This window comes from Promicromonospora vindobonensis (assembly GCF_042685865.1).
In the GTDB taxonomy this organism is placed as follows: Bacteria; Actinomycetota; Actinomycetes; order Actinomycetales; family Cellulomonadaceae; genus Promicromonospora; species Promicromonospora vindobonensis.
Map to the genome: position 1 here is coordinate 1,115,495 of NZ_JBHUOG010000001.1, position 18,435 is coordinate 1,133,929.

Annotated in this window: 18 protein-coding genes and 2 pseudogenes; 11 read left to right on the forward strand and 9 right to left on the reverse strand. The window is 67.1% G+C overall.

Features of this window, described 5'->3' with window-relative positions; translation table 11 throughout:
* Nucleotides 1-3: 3 nt before the first annotated feature.
* The 3 genes and pseudogenes from ACFS27_RS05240 to ACFS27_RS05250 all read left to right on the forward strand — a co-directional run.
* Nucleotides 4-699, forward strand: coding sequence for a hemerythrin domain-containing protein (locus ACFS27_RS05240; RefSeq protein WP_377183605.1), 696 nt, complete (start codon nucleotides 4-6; stop codon nucleotides 697-699).
* 267 nt (nucleotides 700-966) lie between these two features.
* Nucleotides 967-1,158, forward strand: a pseudogene (locus ACFS27_RS05245) (transposase); the annotation flags it as partial.
* A 121-nt stretch (nucleotides 1,159-1,279) separates the two neighbouring features.
* Nucleotides 1,280-1,891 (forward strand): annotated as a pseudogene (locus ACFS27_RS05250) (IS3 family transposase); the annotation flags it as partial.
* 349 nt (nucleotides 1,892-2,240) lie between these two features.
* Here ACFS27_RS05250 and ACFS27_RS05255 read toward each other — a convergent pair.
* Nucleotides 2,241-2,915 carry a TetR/AcrR family transcriptional regulator gene (locus ACFS27_RS05255; RefSeq protein WP_377180790.1) on the reverse strand — a complete coding sequence of 225 codons (675 nt, stop codon included), beginning with the start codon at nucleotides 2,913-2,915 and terminating at the stop codon, nucleotides 2,241-2,243.
* Between ACFS27_RS05255 and ACFS27_RS05260 the strand changes: the two genes are divergently transcribed.
* Together ACFS27_RS05260 and ACFS27_RS05265 are read left to right on the forward strand one after the other, a co-directional pair.
* Nucleotides 2,906-3,577 carry an NADPH-dependent FMN reductase gene (locus tag ACFS27_RS05260; protein WP_377183607.1) on the forward strand — a complete coding sequence of 224 codons (672 nt, stop codon included), beginning with the start codon at nucleotides 2,906-2,908 and terminating at the stop codon, nucleotides 3,575-3,577. The genes ACFS27_RS05255 and ACFS27_RS05260 overlap by 10 nt on opposite strands.
* Complete coding sequence (locus ACFS27_RS05265; RefSeq protein ID WP_377180791.1) at nucleotides 3,574-5,064, forward strand: MFS transporter; 1,491 nt, start codon at nucleotides 3,574-3,576, stop codon at nucleotides 5,062-5,064. The genes ACFS27_RS05260 and ACFS27_RS05265 overlap by 4 nt, the downstream gene beginning before the upstream one ends.
* A gap of 275 nt (nucleotides 5,065-5,339) precedes the next feature.
* Here the strand turns inward: ACFS27_RS05265 and ACFS27_RS05270 are convergent, their stop codons facing one another.
* The 4 genes from ACFS27_RS05270 to ACFS27_RS05285 all read right to left on the reverse strand — a co-directional run bounded on the left by ACFS27_RS05270 (nucleotide 5,340) and on the right by ACFS27_RS05285 (nucleotide 6,976).
* Complete coding sequence (locus tag ACFS27_RS05270) at nucleotides 5,340-5,489, reverse strand: hypothetical protein (RefSeq protein WP_377180792.1); 150 nt, start codon at nucleotides 5,487-5,489, stop codon at nucleotides 5,340-5,342.
* Between the two features lie 66 nt (nucleotides 5,490-5,555).
* Entirely contained in the window at nucleotides 5,556-5,987 is a 432-nt protein-coding gene (locus tag ACFS27_RS05275) for a hypothetical protein (RefSeq protein ID WP_377180793.1), read from the reverse strand.
* Nucleotides 5,988-6,251: 264 nt separating this feature from the next.
* Nucleotides 6,252-6,638 (reverse strand): CPCC family cysteine-rich protein, encoded by a 387-nt coding sequence (locus tag ACFS27_RS05280; protein WP_377180794.1) that lies wholly within the window; start codon nucleotides 6,636-6,638, stop codon nucleotides 6,252-6,254.
* Nucleotides 6,635-6,976, reverse strand: coding sequence for a hypothetical protein (locus tag ACFS27_RS05285; protein WP_377180795.1), 342 nt, complete (start codon nucleotides 6,974-6,976; stop codon nucleotides 6,635-6,637). The genes ACFS27_RS05280 and ACFS27_RS05285 overlap by 4 nt, the downstream gene beginning before the upstream one ends.
* A 945-nt stretch (nucleotides 6,977-7,921) precedes the next feature.
* Here ACFS27_RS05285 and ACFS27_RS05290 point away from each other — a divergent pair.
* The 6 genes from ACFS27_RS05290 (at nucleotide 7,922) to ACFS27_RS05315 (ending at nucleotide 12,234) form a co-directional block, all read left to right on the forward strand.
* Entirely contained in the window at nucleotides 7,922-9,355 is a 1,434-nt protein-coding gene (locus tag ACFS27_RS05290; RefSeq protein WP_377180796.1) for a hypothetical protein, read from the forward strand.
* Nucleotides 9,352-10,026, forward strand: a complete 675-nt coding sequence (locus ACFS27_RS05295; protein ID WP_377180797.1) for a hypothetical protein — start codon at nucleotides 9,352-9,354, stop codon at nucleotides 10,024-10,026. The genes ACFS27_RS05290 and ACFS27_RS05295 overlap by 4 nt, the downstream gene beginning before the upstream one ends.
* Before the next feature lie 64 nt (nucleotides 10,027-10,090).
* On the forward strand, nucleotides 10,091-10,909 hold the full coding sequence (locus ACFS27_RS05300) for a plasmid pRiA4b ORF-3 family protein (protein ID WP_377180798.1): 819 nt from the start codon (nucleotides 10,091-10,093) through the stop codon (nucleotides 10,907-10,909).
* A gap of 8 nt (nucleotides 10,910-10,917) precedes the next feature.
* Entirely contained in the window at nucleotides 10,918-11,397 is a 480-nt protein-coding gene (locus ACFS27_RS05305; protein ID WP_377180799.1) for a hypothetical protein, read from the forward strand.
* A gap of 109 nt (nucleotides 11,398-11,506) precedes the next feature.
* Entirely contained in the window at nucleotides 11,507-11,899 is a 393-nt protein-coding gene (locus ACFS27_RS05310; RefSeq protein ID WP_377180800.1) for a hypothetical protein, read from the forward strand.
* Nucleotides 11,899-12,234 carry a hypothetical protein gene (locus ACFS27_RS05315; protein WP_377180801.1) on the forward strand — a complete coding sequence of 112 codons (336 nt, stop codon included), beginning with the start codon at nucleotides 11,899-11,901 and terminating at the stop codon, nucleotides 12,232-12,234. Before ACFS27_RS05310 ends, ACFS27_RS05315 begins: the two co-directional genes overlap by 1 nt.
* 393 nt (nucleotides 12,235-12,627) lie before the next feature.
* On the opposite strand, the gene ACFS27_RS05320 is transcribed toward ACFS27_RS05315, so the two are convergent.
* The 4 genes from ACFS27_RS05320 to ACFS27_RS05335 are packed head-to-tail and all read right to left on the reverse strand — an operon-like array spanning nucleotide 12,628 to nucleotide 18,286.
* Nucleotides 12,628-14,352: an AIPR family protein gene (locus ACFS27_RS05320; RefSeq protein ID WP_377180802.1), complete on the reverse strand. Its 1,725-nt coding sequence runs from the start codon at nucleotides 14,350-14,352 to the stop codon at nucleotides 12,628-12,630.
* A gap of 42 nt (nucleotides 14,353-14,394) precedes the next feature.
* Entirely contained in the window at nucleotides 14,395-17,220 is a 2,826-nt protein-coding gene (locus ACFS27_RS05325) for an ATP-binding protein (protein ID WP_377180803.1), read from the reverse strand.
* Nucleotides 17,112-17,651 carry a hypothetical protein gene (locus tag ACFS27_RS05330; RefSeq protein WP_377180804.1) on the reverse strand — a complete coding sequence of 180 codons (540 nt, stop codon included), beginning with the start codon at nucleotides 17,649-17,651 and terminating at the stop codon, nucleotides 17,112-17,114. The genes ACFS27_RS05325 and ACFS27_RS05330 overlap by 109 nt, the downstream gene beginning before the upstream one ends.
* The gene (locus ACFS27_RS05335; protein ID WP_377180805.1) at nucleotides 17,648-18,286 is read right to left on the reverse strand and encodes a hypothetical protein; all 639 of its coding nucleotides are present in this window, start codon (nucleotides 18,284-18,286) and stop codon (nucleotides 17,648-17,650) included. Before ACFS27_RS05335 ends, ACFS27_RS05330 begins: the two co-directional genes overlap by 4 nt.
* Nucleotides 18,287-18,435 lie beyond the last annotated feature (149 nt).

Below are 18,435 nucleotides of genomic sequence, written 5' to 3' on the forward strand. Positions count from 1 at the left end.
ACTATGAAGACCGATCCAGCAGATCCGATTGCCATGTTGGCGTTCCACTCCGCTCTCCGCCGCGACCTGCGCCGCACGCGCCTGGTTCTCGGCGAGGGCGCCTCTCGTGCCCGCAAGGCGAGGCTTGGCCGACACCTCCTCTGGATGATCGAGCAGCTTCGTTGGCACCACGAGGGCGAGGACGTCGAGCTGTGGCCCTTCCTCGCAGAGCGCGACGCCCAGCTCCACCAGTCGCTCGGTGAGATGGAGGCGGAGCACGGTGCCATCGACCGACCGCTCGCGGCGCTCGAGAGCGCAGCTCGCGGTCTCGTCACGGGCTGGGGCGACGGTGCGGCCGTCATCACGGCGATGGACGAGCTCGAACCGCCGTTGCTCGATCATCTGTGCCACGAGGAAGCGCAGCTCCTGCCGCAGGTGACCCGTCTGATGACCCAGCAGGAGTGGGACGACTTCCAGCAGCGCGGATGGATCCGAGGGAACACTCCGACCCAGACGGCGCGGTTCCTCGCCTGGCTCGTCGATCGCGCCGACTGGACACCGGACCAGGCACGTCGGCTGGGGATACCGTGGCCGGCGTACGCCCTTGTCATCAAGCCCCTGTGTGCGTTCGTTCGAGCGATCTCCGGAAGCCCGTGGCGCAAGACGACGGCCGCAGGAGTGGGCCCGCTGATGGCCGACGAGTACAGCTGCGCACGGTGAGGCTCGCCGTCCTCGGAGCGACCGGGGCGACCGGTCCACACCCTCGACGGCACTCTGCTCATCGGCGACGCGACGAGCGTACGGATCATCCCGCTCCCGCGGGGACAGCAGTGCGGCTGCGCCTGATTAACTCCGACTCGCGGCCGCACGTTTTCGCCCTCTCCGGCACGGGGTCGCGACTCGTGGCCGTCACCGGCAGGGATCTCAACCGTCCCGGCGACGTAGGCCGCAGGCGCCTACGACTTTCGGCCGGACCAGCTTGGTGGGCATCCTGAGGCGTTGCGGACCTGGGTGTCGCGTGCGGAGCGGAACGAGGGCCTACGGCCGGGTCCGACGACCGCGGAGGCTGCGCGGGTCGCGGAGCTGGAGCGTGAGAACCGTGAACTGCGGCGGGCGAACCAGATCTTGAAGTCCGCGGCGAGTTTCTTCGCGGCGGAGCTGGACCGTCCGTCACGGTGAAGGTCGAGTTCGTCGACCAGGAGAAGGTCACTCACGGTGTCCAGCCGGTCCTGCGGGCCCTTCAGGGGACGCCTGCGCAGATCGCACCGTCGACCTACTACGCCCACAAGGCGTACGGGACAGGTCGCCGCGCACGACCCGGCCTGCGGCGGAGACCGGCAGGCCAGGTGACCTGGTCGAACGTGACTTCACCGCCGAGCAGCCGAACCAGCTGTGGGTCGCCGACATTACGTATGTCCGCACCTCGGTCGGCTGGGTGTATGCCGCGTTCGTGCTGGACGTGTTTTCCCGCATGGTCGTCGGGTGGCAGGTCGCTACGTCGCTGTATACGGATCTGGCGTTGGACGCGCTGCAGATGGCGATCTGGCGTCGTCAGGGCGCCGGCGCGGACCTGGCCGGGCTGACGCACCACTCCGACCGAGGAGTCCAATACCGTGCGATTCGCTATGCCCAGCGCCTCGCGGAGGCCGACGCGGTCGCGTCGGTCGGCTCGAAGGGCGACTCGTATGACAACGCGATGGCCGAGGCGTTCAACTCATTGTTCAAGGCCGAGCTCGTACGTAACAAGGGGCCGTGGCGCGGCCTGGACGACCTCGAGATCGCGACCGTCGAGTACATCGACTGGCACAACAACCGGCGCCTGCACGGCGAGCTCGGACACATCCCGCCCGCCGAGCACGAAGCCCTACACGCGATGACCCGACCAGTCACCGCACCCCTGAAAACCAGTTAACCCACTCTCCACCAAACCCGGGGCTTGACAGTGGGACAGGCCGGACGAGCCAACGGACACGGCACCGAGTTCCACGTCGGCACCCGGCACGCCGGCACATCCGTCACGATCACCTACACCACCACGACCGTCACGATCACCCAGACCCTGACCGGGCAGCAGCTACGCCGCTACGCCCGCCCCCACAACCGGCTACGCCGGCCCCAGGACCCACCCGGCCCCGCCCGAAGACGAGACCGGATGAGCCACTGCCCGAGATAAAAACTGTCCACGATGTCGTGAGACATCACAGACTCCGTCTCGCCTACGACGGAGCCACCACTCCTTTCACTGGAGGTCACACGGGTCATTAGGCGTCATGAGCGCCTCCTTGGTTTGCCGGCTTGCCGGTCGGGCTGTAGCCGTGAAGGAAGACGTCGATCGCCGCGCTGACCCAGCGTTCGCAGTCCTCGAGGTCGGCGGGACTGTCTCCGGGCAGGGCTCGTGGGGTGATCAGTCGCCCGAAGAGGGCGACGGCTAGGTCCGGGTCCGTCAAGGTGAGCTCTCCTGTGTCGGCCCAGTGCTGCAGGCGTGCGGCGAGCGCGGCGGCGACCGGTCTAGGGCCGGTGTCGAGCCAGGTGCTGACCAGGTCCTCGGGGAGGTTATCGAGGTCGGCGTTGAGGTGTCGCAGCAGCGCCTCGTGAACTCTCCATTCACCGGCATCGTCTGCATCGCCGAGGCCGACAATCGCGCGGGCGAAGGCGGTGAGCCCCTCCGCGGGGGCCGTTGGTGGTGAGAGGTGATCGCGGATCAGGGCGAGGTGTCTCTCGGCGATCCGCGCGCTGCTCAGCTCGATCACGGCACGGAACAGGTCCTGCTTGGTTGGGAAGTACTTGTAGATCGTCCGGGTCGAGGTCGCCGCACGGCTGGCGATCGCATCGATGCTGGCCCGGCTGTACCCGTCGTGTGCGAACACGAGCAATGCGGCCTCAAGGATGGATTGGCGCTTTTGCGGACCGCGTTGGCTTGACTGAAGTGGAGGCATGTGTCTACCTTACAGGTACAGGAAGCGTTGTACTTTACTTGGAGGTTCTGATGGTTCGGATCGCGATCATCCTCGGCAGCAGCCGCACCCACCGTCGAGGCGCGGCGGTGGCCGAGTGGGCATACCGCCATGCCGTTGACCACGCGCCGGCGGGGATCGAGTTCGAGCTGGTCGATCTCGCCGACTTCGCCTTGCCCGTCCTCGACGAGCCTGCACCGGCCATGTGGGGCGTCTACGAGCACGAGCACACCCGCGCCTGGTCACGGGCCATCGACTCTTTCGACGGGTTCGTGTTCGTCCTCGCCGAGTACAACCACGGTGTGCCGGGGCCGCTGAAGAACGCGATCGACTACCTGTTCGCGGAGTGGAACAACAAGTCGGTCGGCTTCATCAGCTACGGCATCAACGGCGGGGTGCGCGCGGTGGAGCAGATGCGCGGCATCGCCGGCGAGTTGCAGCTGGCCGACGTACGCCACCAGGTCGCGCTCTCGACATTCACCGACTTCGATTACGAAGGCACCGACCCCACCGACCCCGCCACCACAGGACGATTCGCCCCGGACGCACGGCATGCAGACGACCTCTCCACAACCTTGCATCAGGTGGTGACCTGGGCCGAGGCGATGGCCTCGGTCCGAGACGCTGCTGCGGTGCGGGCATGACCCAGACACCGTCCGTGCTCAGTACCCGGACCTCGACGCGGGTGCGTCCGGGCCTGGTCGTCGTAGTGATCCTGCTGGGATACCTGGCCCTGCCCATGTCGATGTCGGGCGCGAGCGTCGCAGTCCCCGAGATCGGCGCAGACCTGGAAGTGGGTGGCTCAGCGACGTCATGGGTGGTGACCGGGTACTTCCTGGCTGCTTCCTCGTTGATGCTCGTGATCGGGGCGGTAGCCGACAACCTCGGACGCCGCCGCGTCTACCGGGTCGGCGCGGTGGTCTACACCGTGAGCGGGGTGGTCGCCGCCCTGGCGCCCTCGATTCCGGTGCTGTTGTCCGCACGGATCATCTGCGGCGCTGGTGCCGCTGCGATCATGGCCGCAGGTGCCGCCACCGCGGCCGCGACATTCACCGGCGCGGCGCGCAACAAGATGTTCGCCGCGATCGGCACCAGCGCCGCGCTCGGCCTGGCGGTGGGACCGCCCCTGACTGGACTCCTGATCCAGCACCTGGGATGGCGAGCCGGCTTCGTGACGTTTGCGCTGGCCGGTGGCCTGCTGATCCTCGGTTCTATGGGCTTGCCGGAGTCGCGGCGCGCGGACCCCACCGCCATCGACTGGCCCGGCGCGATGCTGGTGGTTGCCGGTTTGTGCAGCCTGATGCTGGCCATCGCCGGCGCACCCACACGCGGGTGGGGCCACCCGATCACGCTTGCGGGCCTCGTCATCTCGGCGGCCTGCCTGTTCGGGCTGGCTCGAGTCGAACCCCGCGCGGCGTCCCCGCTGCTCGACCTCGACCTACTCCGCAACCGCCATTTCGTGGCATGGCTCCTCTCCCTGGCCACGATCGCGATCGGCTACGGCGGGCTACTCGCCCACCTCCCCAGCTTCCTGCACGGGGTGATGGGCCTGTCGCCAGCCGAATCAGGGTTGATGCTGTTGACCCCAATCGTGCCGATGCTGGTGCTGCCCCTTCTCGTGGGTCAACTCAGCAGTGTCGTCTCAGTGCGACTTCTCATCGGCCTCGCCCTGGCAATGATTGCTGCAGGGAACGCCTGGCTGGGGGTGATGCTCACACCCCAGGCAGCTCCCGTGGACCTGATCGCCCCGATGCTCACGGTCGGCCTCGGACTGGGAATAGGAACCGGAATTGTTGACGCACAGGCCATGAACCAAGTCGACCCCGACCGACACGGCCTGGCCGCTGGCATGATCAACACCGTCCGCGGCGCCTCGACGACCATCACCATGGCACTCCTCGGCTCAGTCCTCGCCGCCCTGGCCACCATCAGCACCAACGACCCTGAACTCGCTGGCCGCCTGGTCACTGGGAACATCCCCACACAACGCGAAGACCTCACCGCCACCGTCAGCAACGCCTGGCTCACCGCCCAAATCGTTATCGGCGCAATCTGCGCCGCAGCGGCCACAGTCGTGGTAGCACTCCTGCGCCCTCGCAACAGCTACTCACACGGGCCAGCAGGAGGGTGAGGTGCCCTACGCAGATCGGACACTTGACCCCAGTGCGGGTGGGGCAGATCGGCGGCGCGGGCTTGGTCGAGCCACGTGTTCAGCGCCGATGGCACCATCGCCAGCTACCGGGTAGGCCGGCTCATCCGGGTCGACCTCGATGAACTGACACAGAGCCTTGTTGTCGCGATCCCGTCAGCGCGTTCCATGTGAAATCCAGGGCCGATCGCGGCAGGGCGCACCGTCCGAAAACAGTGGCTGGACCTCCTCACGAGGGAGGTCCAGCCACTCGAGCATCAAGCGGCTCTGCCTCCTTCGGATGTCGCACGCTCCCAGTGCTCGACCGGGAGCAGATCGGAGTAGGTCTCCACCCAGGAGGTGTGGTGCACGACGGTGATCGCCTCGGCGTCATCGAGGACCGCGGGCCGCACCAGTAGCTCGCTCATCGGCCCACGATGACACCGGACGCGCGTTGGCCGCGAGGCATTTGCCGCAGCCTCAGCACGTCGAGGTCATTCCGACGGTCCAGCGCCGGAGTGCTCGCCTCGGAGATGGCCACGCCCTGACGCGGAGCGCTGCACCCTCTTCCTGAGGTTCCTTCGGCCCAGTACAACAATGGGGGCAGCCACGATAAGGAGGACCAGGAGAGCGATTCCTCCGGCGACAACCAGGACGTTCCCCACACCAGCCATGTGGTCTCCGACGCTCGTGTCGTCGAGGCCGGCAGGCCGCGGCCCGGGCTCGTTCGCCAGCGACTCGTACTCGATCTCTCGGGTCTCACCCTGGTACTCGATCGCGAGGACGTCGAACCTCATCGGCAGCTCGGTCCACACCACCGTGGCAGCCGTCTTCCGCGCGACGTCAGCATCCATGGAGTCGTGCAGCAGCACGATCGTCACGATGTCGACCGATTCCTCGGGGTGTTCGAAGTCAGGACCACGCACGGCGCCACCCCTTGTCCTCGTGGGCGAATAGTCCCATATCGGCCTCGTCAGCCTGAGCGACGATGGAGGAGGTCACGGAGGACCTGGAGAAGATCGCAGCGCTGCCGCCGAACTCTCCGAGCGCTCTCCGGCTGTCGCCGGCGCCCCGACAGTGGCACGGGTGCTGCCGTCCTCACCCGTTTCTGTGACGAACACACACTTGGGGTCGACAGTTACCCAGGCCCCGCCACCGAGCAGGACCGGCCCCTGCCTCTGTGCTGGCCGTCAGGTCTCGTAGACCAGCTCACGGCGCCAGAACGTGGGGCGCCACCAGTACAGCGTGGTGCCGTCCTTCGGCCATGGACGCTCGATGACGTCTCTGGGCTCGAACGAGTCGATCGTCAGATCGATCGCGCGCCAGTCGGCATCGAGCGGCTCGTCGTCGGTCGGCTCGTGCACCAAACGGATGAACCGGGGCTCCATCGCGCCGAGCTCCGCGTACAGCTGCTGCGCTTCGATCAGAGACGGGCCGTTCGCCCCGCCCGTCCAGTCGGGCCATCGCAGCTGAATTACGTCGTCCTCCCAGAAGCAGATCCCGCAGATCGCATGCGACCCCGGCGGTTCGTCGAACACCAGATGCCCACAGCACGAGCACGGAAACCGGGCGTTCATCGGTACTCCGCGACGACGTCGATCGTTCCGACGATGTTCGCGTTGAGCTCGATCAGGTCCTCGGCCGGAATCCAGTACTCCAGGATCGTCGCCCCACCGACCTGCTGGACCTCGTACCGGTCCAAGAACTCCTTGCGCACCTCGAACCGCGTCACGAACCCGGCGCCGGAGTGCTTGACGTTCCAGTCCCGGGCGATCCGCGTCGCGTAGTTCTCGTTCAGCACCGGGTAGAAGATCGGCTGATCGGTCAGGCGCGGCGGCCACGCCCGCCACCCCGAGGCCTCTACAAGCGCCAGCTCCTTCGGACCCGTCGGCCGCGACAACGTCACCGTCTCCATGTCGCGCATCCTTCCAGGCCCCTGCGGCGGCAGTCACGATCATTGCGACGGCCCGGCGCGAGCCAGTCGGCGGACACGATGAGTTCGGCGTGCGTGCATGACCCGATCGGTTCAGGTGCGAAGCATTGCTCACCCGGTCCGATCTCACTCGACACATCGTGCGCCTGAATCCGTAGGCGAAGAACCATGGCGTGTCCAGAGTGTCGGCCATGTGTCAGCGTGTCGGCATGAACACCGATCCGCCCCTGCGGCTGGCTTCGACGCTCGTTCGGCGCACGTCGGGTTGGACACCATCAGCCTCGTTGCGGCACGCCGCGGCGAAGCGGCCCGCAACGAGGAAGGAACTAGTGTGCGCCCTCTGACCTGCTGATACGCCCCGCACACCAGCGGGTGTGCGCCCGGGTGGTGTGCGCAGAGCGTGCGCTCGTTCGCCACCATCAACGCATGGACGCAAATCGCCGCCGACTCAGCCGAACCACGGATGCCCGCGCGTGCCGCCACGCCGTCAGCCCGGCCGAGCCGGACGGAGAAACCCGGACAGTCTTCATTCCGGGTACCCGAATTTGCACGAGTTGGGGGACGTCCGTTCTTCCTGGTCACGCCCATGTCCCCCACTCCAACAGCGCCCCGGTGGGGACATCAAGTGGTACGGGGGCGGCGACCGTCAGAACCCCAGACGAGCCCCCGGGACAACACGGACATCGACGGTGGTGCCAATTTGGCACGACCGTGTGACCTGCGAGAACTCGTGCACGACAAGCGAAACGGCCGCCGGCGGGGGCCGCGTGGACAACGGGACAATTATGGTTCCGCCAATGTGGCAGGACCATACGACCTGCACAAACGTTCCGGCGCCAGTCACGGCTTGGTAGCGAGCCTGGCCCTACTGACGACTGCTGGTAATTCGTTCGTCCGCCGCTCCTGGCCGTTGACATCATGTGCGGCGTGCTAGCAACCGCCGAGATCGCTGACCGCCTCACAGACGGCGCAGCTGCCGTGCTCTCACGTGCACCAGGTCCACTGGCGGAGATCGAGGACTGGCTGCTGCTCACGTCGGCGCGCGAACTGCTTCGGATCGACCGCACGGCACGGTTCTGGCGGCACCGCGACGCGCTGGGAACGGCCCGCTTCTGGAAGAGCGGAACACTCAGCGCGTCCGGCCACCTCGGCGCTGCCCTCGCGAGCATGCACGGCGACGGACGAGTTCGGGAGACCGCCGTCGGCATCCTCTCGCGAACCGATGCCCCGGTGGCCGACCGTATGCTCGCCGTCCGCGTCACAGATCATGTCCGGCCCGTCCGAGAGGCAGCCACCAGGGCTGTACTCCGCAGGACGTCACTGACCCAGGCGGACCAGATCGTGCCCGTCCTGCACCTCATCGAGGAACGCACCCGAGGCGCCGAAGCCCTACCCCTGTACCTGCACGCGCTCGCTGGGGTTCACGGAGAAGCGGCACTCTGGTCGCGCCTGCGCGGCTCGACGACGCCCGGAGTCCGTCGCACCGCCTTCCAGCACAGTCTGACCAATGAGCTGCTGAGTGTCGGCGACGCCGTCGCCGCGCTGCCGCGCGAGCACGACCGCATCGTCCAGAGCCTCCTGGCGCACGCCATCGCCGACCGGGCTGGACCCGACGTCGTGGCCTCAGCCCTCCTGCACGACCGGTCGGCCGAGAGCCGGGTACTTGGGCTCGTCCGCCTGTCTGCTGACCTGCTCGATCCCGCAGACGTGGAGCGTTTGCTGGTCGATACTGGCGTTCTGGTCCGGATGTGGGCACAGCAGCGGTATCAGGAGCAGGGTCGGGACGCGCTTTTGGCGTATCAGGATGTCGCACGTGGTTCAGGAGCGCCGGCGGTGCGTGCCCGTGCCTACCGTGGCCTGGTCGAGGCCGGCGGCATGGTGGACCGCGAGGCAGCGCTCGACCTGGTCCGTAGCACCGAGCCGCCGCTGAAGAAGGCCGGACTTCGACTCCTGATCGGCCGCGCGGTTCCTGCAGACGCCCCGCTGCTGGTCGAGGTTCTGCGGAGCGGCACCAACCGTGTCGCACGGCTCGCCTCCGAGGTTCTGCTCGAGATGCCTGCCGCGTGGTCGGACGCCGACCTGCTCCCGCTGACGTCGTCTCTGGACCCGGACCTCCGCCGTCGGGCCTGGTGGCTCAAGCGCAACCGCAGCGGCTGGCACGAGACGATTGCGGACCTGGAGATCCTGCTCGACCACGACCCGGATCTCGCCACGCTCGGCCGCAACGTCACCATTCCGCAGTTCGCTCAGCCCACCGAGCTACAGCGAGATCAGCTCATCGCCCTGCTTCCGCTGGTGTGGCCCGAGACATGGCGCAAGAGTCGCGTCGCGTTCGCCGCCGGGCTGCGAGGCGACGCATGAAGCTCGCGGGACAGAGATGGCGCACCCTCGTCAGCACCGTCACGCTGGGCGGCAAGTCGTACCGCGTGCTCCGGCCGGCCTTCCCGAAGGCTCACGCCCCGTTGTACGACGGCGGCGGACGCGGAGCTCCAGAGATAGTCGTCGACGAGGCCGCCGCGCTCGAGATCGCATGCGCATGGTGGCTCGCAGCCCGCTCCCCGAACAGTCTGATCCATCTGCCGCTGCGCCAGGCCACCGATGAATGCGGGTCCGGGAACGATGGGCGAGCTTCTGACCTGGTGCTGCTGCACCACAGCCTCCGCTTCCCGGCGGCACAGTGGAAAGAACTTCGCGGCCGGGCTACCACATGGACTCCGCACACGGTTCGGCTCCCCGCACAGCCGTTCCCCAAGATCACGCGGTCAGATCATGACCGCCGATGGCACGACACCTTCCACGACCATTTGTTGTGGGAGACCGCCGCCGACACACTGTTCGTGATCGGGAGCCGCCCCGCTTTCGAGCTGGCTTCCAACCAGGTGCGGGAACTTGCCGAGGACGGCCACGCGCACATGGCCCGAACTCCCGACGCTCACTGCTGCGCAGAGATCGACATCGGACGAACGCTGCGATACAACCACCGCAATCCACCTGCGAGGCTTCACATCACCTATTGCGAAGCTCACCGATGAGTCCATCGTGGACGGCCTGTACCGCTGCATTTGTCGGATCCAATGCGGTCGGTACCGTGGCCGGGTGAGCGACGATCACGACACCACGTCACCCTCCGCGACGCCGCACAGTTCCCCCGCCGTGCTCCAGATCCGGATCGACCTTGACGATGCGCAGCCACCGATCTGGCGTCGGTTGAACCTGCGGGCCGACCTCACGCTCGACGTCGTGCACCAGATCATCCAGGACGCCTTCGGGTGGGAGGACTCGCACCTGCACCGGTTCACGCTCGGCGGCAGCGTATGGGACCGCGACGCCCAGCTCTTCCTGTGCCCGTTCGACGTCGCCGAGGGTGAGGAGGAAGGAACCCCGGAGGAACAGGTCCGCCTCGACCAGGTGTTGAACGACCCCGGTGACGTCCTGCGGTACGTGTACGACTACGGCGACGACTGGCAGCTCCGGCTCCGACTGGAGAAGGTCCTGCCCGCGGAGCCGGGTACTCCCCCAGCGGTGTGCGTGGACGGAAGGCGCGCCGCTCCACCGGAAGACTCACGATTCGAGTACATGAACGACGGCCTCGCTGCTCTGGTCGAGGACCCTGACCGGTTCGAGCCCGCCGAGGTGAACGAGCAGCTCGGTCGGCCCTGGTACGCGCTCCGCGCCCGTGACGTGCACCCGCGTCTGCTGGAGCTGGTGAACATGCTCTCGATCACCAGCGAGGGCGCCGAGCTCGGCGCCCGGCTCGCCGCCCTCCCGGACTCACCGGAAAAGCCGTCCGACGACGACCTCAGGACCGCGCTCAGCGCCCACCTGTGGTTCCTCGACCAGGCCGGGACGGCGGCATCCCCCTCACCCCGGCGGGTTACCTCCGACCGGCAGTCGTGGAAGAGGCCGCCACCCTGATCCCCGCGATGTCGGACTGGATCGGCAAAGCCAACCGGGAAGACCTCACCTACCCGGTCGCGGCGTTCCGAGAGTCGCTGGTCAAGCGCCTCCGGCTGCTGCGCAAGTACAAGGGAGCGCTGCACCTCACTCGTGCCGGCGCCGCGGCACGCGACCGGCCCGCGGTGCTTTTCGAGCACCTCGCCGCATCGATCACCCCGCCACACGAGCGCGATCGGTCTGTCGTCGATGCCGACCTGCTCATGCTCGCCTATGCGGCCATCACGCCCGACGGAGAACTCCCCTTGGACCGGATCGCCACCCACCTGACCAACCTCGGCTACCAGTACGACGACGGTCGGCCGATCGCCAGATACGACGTCCTCCACTACGAGGCCAACGTCCACGACATCCTCGTGAACATCGCCGAACCGCCAGCAGGACGTCGACCACGGAGCCAGATCAGCGCGGTCGCGTCGGCCCTGGCCAGGACGGCTCTGCAGCGCTGAGGCCAGGCCGTCGTCCGAGACTCGGACGTCACAGGTCCAGCCATCAGCGACCTACTCGCACGAGGAAGAAATCGGGCAGCCAGTCCGTTGACGTAGTAGATTCAACTACGTGAACCAGGAGCAGGGGCAGCAAGAACCAGATCCGGCCGTGACGCCGAACTGGAAGCACCGGGCCGACTACATCCGCACCAGGTCGACCAGGAAGGAGTCGTCCGGGGAGACGAACATCGAGCCGGAGTGGGCCGACGAGGCGTTCACCGATCCACAGGCGGTGGCCTTCAGGCCGGACCCGGCCTCAAAGAAGGGCCAGTCCGACCGGACGATCGGCTGGTCGGAAACAGCTGGATTTGTGGTCACGGTCATCACCGTGACTGAGGGGACTACCGTGTGGGGCGCGAACGCGTGGCAATCCAATAGCTCCGACCAACGCCGCTATCAGGACCAGACTCGGCCCCCGGCCGACAACGAGAACAACGACGCGAGCAAGAAGGAGGGGCTGTGATGAGTGAGAAGACGCCGATCGAGGAGCTGCTGACCGAGGTCTCCATTGAGTCCGAGGCCCGTCGGCACGACCCACTGCCCGAAGGCGCCCTTGGCGTTCGGCAGGGTGATGGCGCCGCCCCGCGAGTGCTGTCCGTGCGCCTGACCGACCGGCAGTATCAGCGCCTGGTCGCCGCCGCAGCTGAGAAAGACCTGCCTGTCTCGACCATGGCTCGTCTGGCCATCCTCGAACAGCTCGACAGCTCCACGCGCCCGGCATCTGGACCGATCGACCTGAACGCGGTGACCGAGGCGCTGCGCAAGGTCATCCGCCCTGAGTTCCTCAAGGCCTCCTGAGCCCTACCGGATCAAGGAAGTCCATTCAGATCAGCGCAGCCACGTCGACGCTGGCCAATACGGCCCTGCGGTACTGCGGCCCAACGGCCACCTCGCTACCGGTCGCTTGACTCAAGCCCTTCGCCGCACTCGTTCACCACAGGCCCCAACGCTTCCGACGCTTGCTACTCCCCCACATTCCCTTGGCCAGGTTCTTGCTACGACCCTTCGTCGTGCTTCCCCACAGGCCCCGCTTCCAGCACTTCGCACGAGACTTCCGACCCCATAGACCAGCCATCAGCGCCCCCCTCGCGTAAGGACGGGCATCCAGACCACGCATGCCTCCCGCCCACGAACACGATAGGTCGGGCGCCAACGACGACGTCAACCACCGACGTGATCACCGTCGAGTTCTCAGCGACCGGTGCTGCCGGTCAGCTCCCTGCGGGCTCGCTCGGCGAACCGCTCGTTGCGTACCGCCTCGCCCAATGGCACCCCGGCCTCCCGTTCGGCATCGATGGCCCGCTGGATCACGGGCAGCAGCTCGTGGACGACCAGCTTTTCCGCGGCCTCCGCGTCCCAGACCACGTCGAGAATGCGGGTGCACGCCTTCGTGACCGCCTTGTCGTGGGTCGGCACGGCCCCCGATCCGAGCAGCTTCTGTCGGATCAGCGCCATCAGGTGGTACTGGGTGGGCCGGTAGCCACGGTTCACGCGCTGGTTGCGGATCAGCCACTCCAGCCGGTACCAGGTCGCCGCGGCCGTGTAGTAGAGGATCGGCTGCTGGTCAGCGGCGTACAACTCCGCGCCACGCGCCTTCATCAGCTCCTGGTAGCGGCCCACACGAGACGGTTCGTCCATGAACATCGCCAGGTACGCGCGGCTGAGCTGAGGACGGCTGATGACCCGGGTCTTCTCCACGTCCTTGCGCTCGCTGTACTGCTTCGCGCGACGTTCGTAGAAGAGCCGGTGCGGCTTGTCCCAGCCGAGGGTGAAGAAGTCTTCCAGCTGCTTGTGGAAGTCCTGCCGCGCGGCCAGGTCCTCAGCACTGACCGGAGTCTGCTGGTTGGTCGCGGCCACGATGCCCTGAATCACGTCCTCGTCCTTCGAGTGCACGATGTGGACGCTGACGTACACCTGGTCGGTGAGCTGATCGCGTTCGTGGAACAGCACGTGGCAGGTCTGGCATCCGTTGACGATCTGGAAGTCGTCCAGCACGAAGTCGTCGCCGACCCGGTTCATCTTCCGGGTCACGATGGTGATGCCGTTGTTCATCACGGCGAACCTCTGCCGCTTGACCGGGTCCCGCAGGGTGTCTCGTATGCCGCTGTTGACGGCGTTGTATCCCTGGAAGGCCCGGACGTTGCTCTCGAACAGGTTCTCCCGCAGTTTTCCCGAGTCGTCCTCCAGCACGGTGCGGACCAGCTCCGAAGCGCCGACCAGTCCCACGAACGACTGCTCGACACCCGGAGCCGTCGGCATCGCGAACTGCTTCGGCACCGGCACGGTGACCTCGACGGTGCTGATCGCCTGCTGGTACAGCGCGCGCAGCTCCGGCCGGTTCACACAGCGCACCTCGACCGTCTCGAACCGGTTGAGCCTGCCCAGAAGCCTCTCGGCCGATCGCGCCTTGCGGTGGACCATCTCCGCTATCTGATCACCGGTGGTCACATAACGGACGTGCAGCTCCGGCAGCCGGCCGGCCAGCCGTGCGGGGTCCTGGTACACGGCGTCCAGGCATTCGCGGAGGCCCTTCACGTCGTCCGACACCTCGTACGGGATGGTCTCCGCCCCACACAGGTGGCCAAGATTCTCCGCGAGGTCCGAGATCACCTTGGTCTCGAACTTGCTGCTGGTCTTGGCCTGGATGATCACCACCTGCACCTGGGGCCGCCTGCGTTCCTGCATCGCCACCTGGACGTCCGTCGGCTCCCGGTACATCTGCCCGTCGATCAGCACCGCGTAGGCATCGATGCCGAGGTCGTTGCCCCCGCCCGTGCGGTACGTGTCGGGGTTGAACGGCTCGTTGTAGTACGAGTTGAGCACGCAGTAGGCGGCGAACGCCTCGAACGCCTCCGGCTCCGGCAGCTCGGTCAGGTCCTGGTCCTGCTGGAAGGCCTCGAGCAGACTCTGGATCACTCTCTCCACGGTGGGTCCCTCTCTCCCTCTCGTGTGCGGGCCTCACACCTGCCGGGCGCGGTCGATGACCTCTTCGACGGTCAGCGGGCTCGGCGGGTGGTAGCTCAGGCAGATGGGGGTGCGAATCTTCTGAAATGCCAGTCCTTCGGCAACGGCGTAGAACTCACCGGTGCCCAGCCGGGAGATGTCTGGTACCGCACTGGACTTCGCGGCTGCCATCTCCTTGGCAGCCGCGATCTGCGGCGGACTGTTGAGGAACCCGAACAGCTGCGTGGCCGCGTTGCCGGAGATCCGGTTGTGGATACCGCGTGGCGCCTGCGTGGCGAACACCAGGCCGAGTCCGTACTTGCGGGCCTGCGAGGCCAGCGCGAGGGTGCTGTGCGTGCTCGCGGTCAGCGAACCGGACGGAGCGATGGTCTGCGCCTCGTCCATGACCAGTAGTCCACCGAGCGGCCGGTCCCCGGCAGGGTTCCGCTTGATCCAGGCGAACAGAGCCATCTGGAGCTGGTTGACGAAGCTCTGCCGTTGCTCCTCGGTAGGCAGGCCGATCAGGCTGATCACCGAGATCCGGGCACGTTTCCCCTCCTCGGGGGTGAGCAGCACGCCGGGGTCCACCGGTTCACCGACCCCGCCGAACAACGGATCGTTGATCGTGGCTGCGCGCAAGGTCTGCGCCATGTCCGCGGCCATCTCACGTGCTTTGGCCAGTCGCGTCACGCCATCGGGCAGGTCACCGAGCAGATCCAAGAAGTGGCTGAGCCCTTCGCCGCCCTTGCGTGCGAAGTACTGCAGTGCCTGGTTGAGAACTGCCCGTGACCGCTCGGCCTTCGCAGTCGGGCCGTCGGCGCGTGCACGCGGTGCGAGCGCGGCGACGGCCGTGTCGACGGCCTGGCGGAACTCGTCCGGGTCGTCGGCGACCGCGGCGAAGTCGGGCAGCGGGCGAAACGCCAGCGGCCGACCGGATTCCCGGCGGGGCGTCCAGACCACGACATCGGTGTTGCGAAGGTAGTCGTCGGCGCGGGCCGCGTCATGGGGTCCCCAAGCATCCGGTGGCTGCGGCCACGGGTCGCCAAGCCGCGCCAGGTCATTGTTGGGGTCGAGCACGATCGCCGACACGCCACGCAGCGCGCACTCCTCGACCAGCCGGCGGATCAGCACCGTCTTGCCCGATCCGGACCCGGCGAAGATCGCCGTGTGCTTCCGCAGCGACTCCAGGTTGATCGTCACCGGCGCGCCGGTGTCCATCCGGTCACCCACGTGCAGCGTCAACGGGTCCGCTGCCGCCTGGCCCGGAGCAGCCACCACCGGGTCGGTGGTGTCGGGGGCAGCGAACGGCAAGGTTGCGTCGGACGGTTGCGGCGTGGGTACCGGTCCGGCTTCAGGACGCGGCGGTTCCGGGTCGTCCCGCGGATCGCCGAACACCGCGCGCAGGAGCGCGGTGCGTCCGGCCGGACGGCGGCTGAGCAACCATGCCCTGAACCGGGCCTGCGGCTGGGTACCGGCGAGTCGCTCCAAGGCCGCGAACGTGCGAAGTCCGGTCTCCAGCGTCTCCCTCGACAGCTCGATCACGACCCCGCCGGCTGCCTCGAACTCCTGGACCTTCTGCCGGGTCTTGTTGCCGTTCGACCACTCACCGGTGCGCAACAGGAAAACTTTGCGTTTCTGCGCCGATGGGTCAAGCCCCGTGGCGATCAGGACCCGGTCGATCCGATTGATGACCGCCCGCCCGTCTCGCCACCCGATCGCCCGGAACGACCAGTAGATCTTGTCTTCGGTGTCCTCGTCGATGATCCGGTGCACTTCAGCGTGCAGGGCAGGATTTCCGGCAGCCATCGTCTCCAGAGGCAGCACATAACGCAGGTGTTCTTCACCCTGTTCGACGATCCACCACTTCAACGCTGAACGGATCAGGCGCGGTACGTGCTGGTCCTCCTGCTTCGGGTCGAGCGACTTCGCGACGTCCGCGATCACGCCCGTATCGTTCACCAAGGCGGTCAGCTGCTCGTCGATCTCGGTGAACGCACCCTGATCTGACGGCAACGATGCAGGCCCCGGTCGCGGCGTGGGCGTGTCGTTGCCACTCGGCTCGGCAAGGCTGGTCAGCTCGACGACGTGGTTCGCGCCCAGGCATGCCCGAAGGTGAGTGTCGATCTGGCGGATGAGGCCGCGAGCAGTGAACTGGCCGGAGTCGGCGAACGCTTCCGGCCGTACCGGCCAGGTTGGATAGGGCGGGGTAAATCCGACCTGGCCGAACTTGAGCGCGAACCGCCTTTCGATGAGCGTCCGCCCGACCGCCGGCTCCGGGATGGTGTGGAGCTGCTCTGCATGGCGGAACCGTTGCTCGACGGAGCCCAGCGAATGTTGGTGGATTCGCTTCCAGACCGGCTCCGTGCAGGCAACCAGAACCAATGTCCGACGAGTGACCTCGCGCAGCTCCATGAGCCCGCTGCCGACGTCGTCGAACATCTGCTTCCTGGGCAGTCCCAGCGATTCAGGTTCAGTGTCAGATTCCTCGGACGCGGCGCCGTCGGCCGCTCGATCCGATTGCTGGATCAGCGTGTCGATCTGATCCAGTGCGATCACGCTCGGCCCGGTGAGCGCGATCAGCTTGAAGAGCTCACCGACCGTCTCGTGCGGCTTCCTGGAGGCGGCGCGAATACCCCATTGGGCCCGTTCGCCTACCACCAGCTCGTCTTCCGCCGACAGTAGATAGGCGCTGCCGACCTCTCTGATCGCCAGCGACCTGCTGGCCAGCAGCGTCAGGGCTCGCAGTGTGTGTCCACATTCGAAGGCGAGCTGCTGGTCGACGTCGTCCAGCGCCTCGACGATGCCGTCGAGTCCCGACCGGGTCGGTTCGTCGTGCCCCATGAGATGCCGGTGCAGGGGTTCGGGCAGATCGAGTCTTTGAGACAGCCCCGTCGCAGGGCTTCACCCTGCTTGACTCCGTCACGGCCGGGTCGCAGCAGGCCGCCGAGCACGTCGTGCACCACCTTCTGCCAGAAGGCCCGCTCATGGCGCAGGTCAAGGGCGAAGAAGTAGCCGCCCGCCGCCATGACCCGCGACCGTACGGCCGCGACAAGGTGAGTCTTTCCCGAACCGGGCTGTCCGGTGACGACCACGCCGAGCGGGCTCTCCGCGGAGCTGGCCCTGGCGTCGTGGAAACCGTCCATGACCGTACCGAACGCCGGACCGTTGAGGCCTGCGACGTGGGTCTCCGGGTCCTCCCACACGCCGTCCCTGCTGATCGCCCAGTTGACCCTCGTCAGTTCCGTCAGTGCGCCGCGCTCGATCTCCCTCATGGGCGCCCGATAGACATGAGGTGCACGTCCGTGCCCCCCATGCGCAGCGCGGCTGCCCTGTCTGCCGCGGTCAGCGTCTTCTGGTCGAACTCAGGATCGAGCCGCACTTCCCGTTCCAGGACCAGACGCAGCAAGGTGGCGTCCAGGTCGACACGCGGTATGTCGGCGACGGCGGGCCGCAGCCGCGCAAGGCCGACCCAGGAACCTGGCGCGGCAGCCAGTGCGGCGTACGCGGCACGGATCCGATCTGTGATGTCGACGGCGGGCACGGTCGGCTCGTCATCCAGGGCGAAGATGTCCGCGACACGCAGATCGGATCGCGCCATGAAGGCTGCGAACCGGCGGGTCAGCGCGTACTGCAGCCGTGTTGGTTTCGGCGCACCCTTCGGAGCGGGGCTGCCCAGCTCGTCCCCACAGCGTCGCCAGCCCTCGTCCGTGAGCTCGTGCATCCACGCCCGGTACCGGCCCGTCTGCCACGCCCTGATGTAACCCAGCTCGACCAGGCGCTCCCGCGCCCTCTTCTCGATCGTGATACCCAGCTCGTCGACAAGCCCGGCGTTGGAGACCTCCCGGGTCAGGGTCATGAGTGCGAGCAGCGCCGACCGTTCCGGCAGGGTCAGCTGAGTGTCCGACATGCCGCAAACGTACCTGGATTCCGAGGTGACGGGCAGTGTCGTCGCAGGCTACGGCGCAAACTCACCCGCCCAGTGAGTGCGGGGCGGGTGTGGGGCTCCGCTCCACCAGGTTGCCGTCTTCGAAGTGCCGGAGGCAGCCCATACGGTCA

What these genes read in the sequence shown, in the direction of transcription:
- ACFS27_RS05305 (WP_377180799.1), top strand. Translation starts at nt 10,918, where the DNA reads ATGTCGGACTGGATCGGCAAAGCCAACCGGGAAGACCTCACCTACCCG.
- ACFS27_RS05270 (WP_377180792.1), bottom strand. Translation starts at nt 5,489, where the DNA reads ATGAGCGAGCTACTGGTGCGGCCCGCGGTCCTCGATGACGCCGAGGCG.
- ACFS27_RS05280 (WP_377180794.1), bottom strand. Translation starts at nt 6,638, where the DNA reads ATGAACGCCCGGTTTCCGTGCTCGTGCTGTGGGCATCTGGTGTTCGAC.
- ACFS27_RS05315 (WP_377180801.1), top strand. Translation starts at nt 11,899, where the DNA reads ATGAGTGAGAAGACGCCGATCGAGGAGCTGCTGACCGAGGTCTCCATT.
- ACFS27_RS05285 (WP_377180795.1), bottom strand. Translation starts at nt 6,976, where the DNA reads ATGGAGACGGTGACGTTGTCGCGGCCGACGGGTCCGAAGGAGCTGGCG.
- ACFS27_RS05330 (WP_377180804.1), bottom strand. Translation starts at nt 17,651, where the DNA reads ATGAGGGAGATCGAGCGCGGCGCACTGACGGAACTGACGAGGGTCAAC.
- ACFS27_RS05335 (WP_377180805.1), bottom strand. Translation starts at nt 18,286, where the DNA reads ATGTCGGACACTCAGCTGACCCTGCCGGAACGGTCGGCGCTGCTCGCA.
- ACFS27_RS05295 (WP_377180797.1), top strand. Translation starts at nt 9,352, where the DNA reads ATGAAGCTCGCGGGACAGAGATGGCGCACCCTCGTCAGCACCGTCACG.
- ACFS27_RS05325 (WP_377180803.1), bottom strand. Translation starts at nt 17,220, where the DNA reads ATGGGGCACGACGAACCGACCCGGTCGGGACTCGACGGCATCGTCGAG.
- ACFS27_RS05240 (WP_377183605.1), top strand. Translation starts at nt 4, where the DNA reads ATGAAGACCGATCCAGCAGATCCGATTGCCATGTTGGCGTTCCACTCC.
- ACFS27_RS05255 (WP_377180790.1), bottom strand. Translation starts at nt 2,915, where the DNA reads ATGCCTCCACTTCAGTCAAGCCAACGCGGTCCGCAAAAGCGCCAATCC.
- ACFS27_RS05265 (WP_377180791.1), top strand. Translation starts at nt 3,574, where the DNA reads ATGACCCAGACACCGTCCGTGCTCAGTACCCGGACCTCGACGCGGGTG.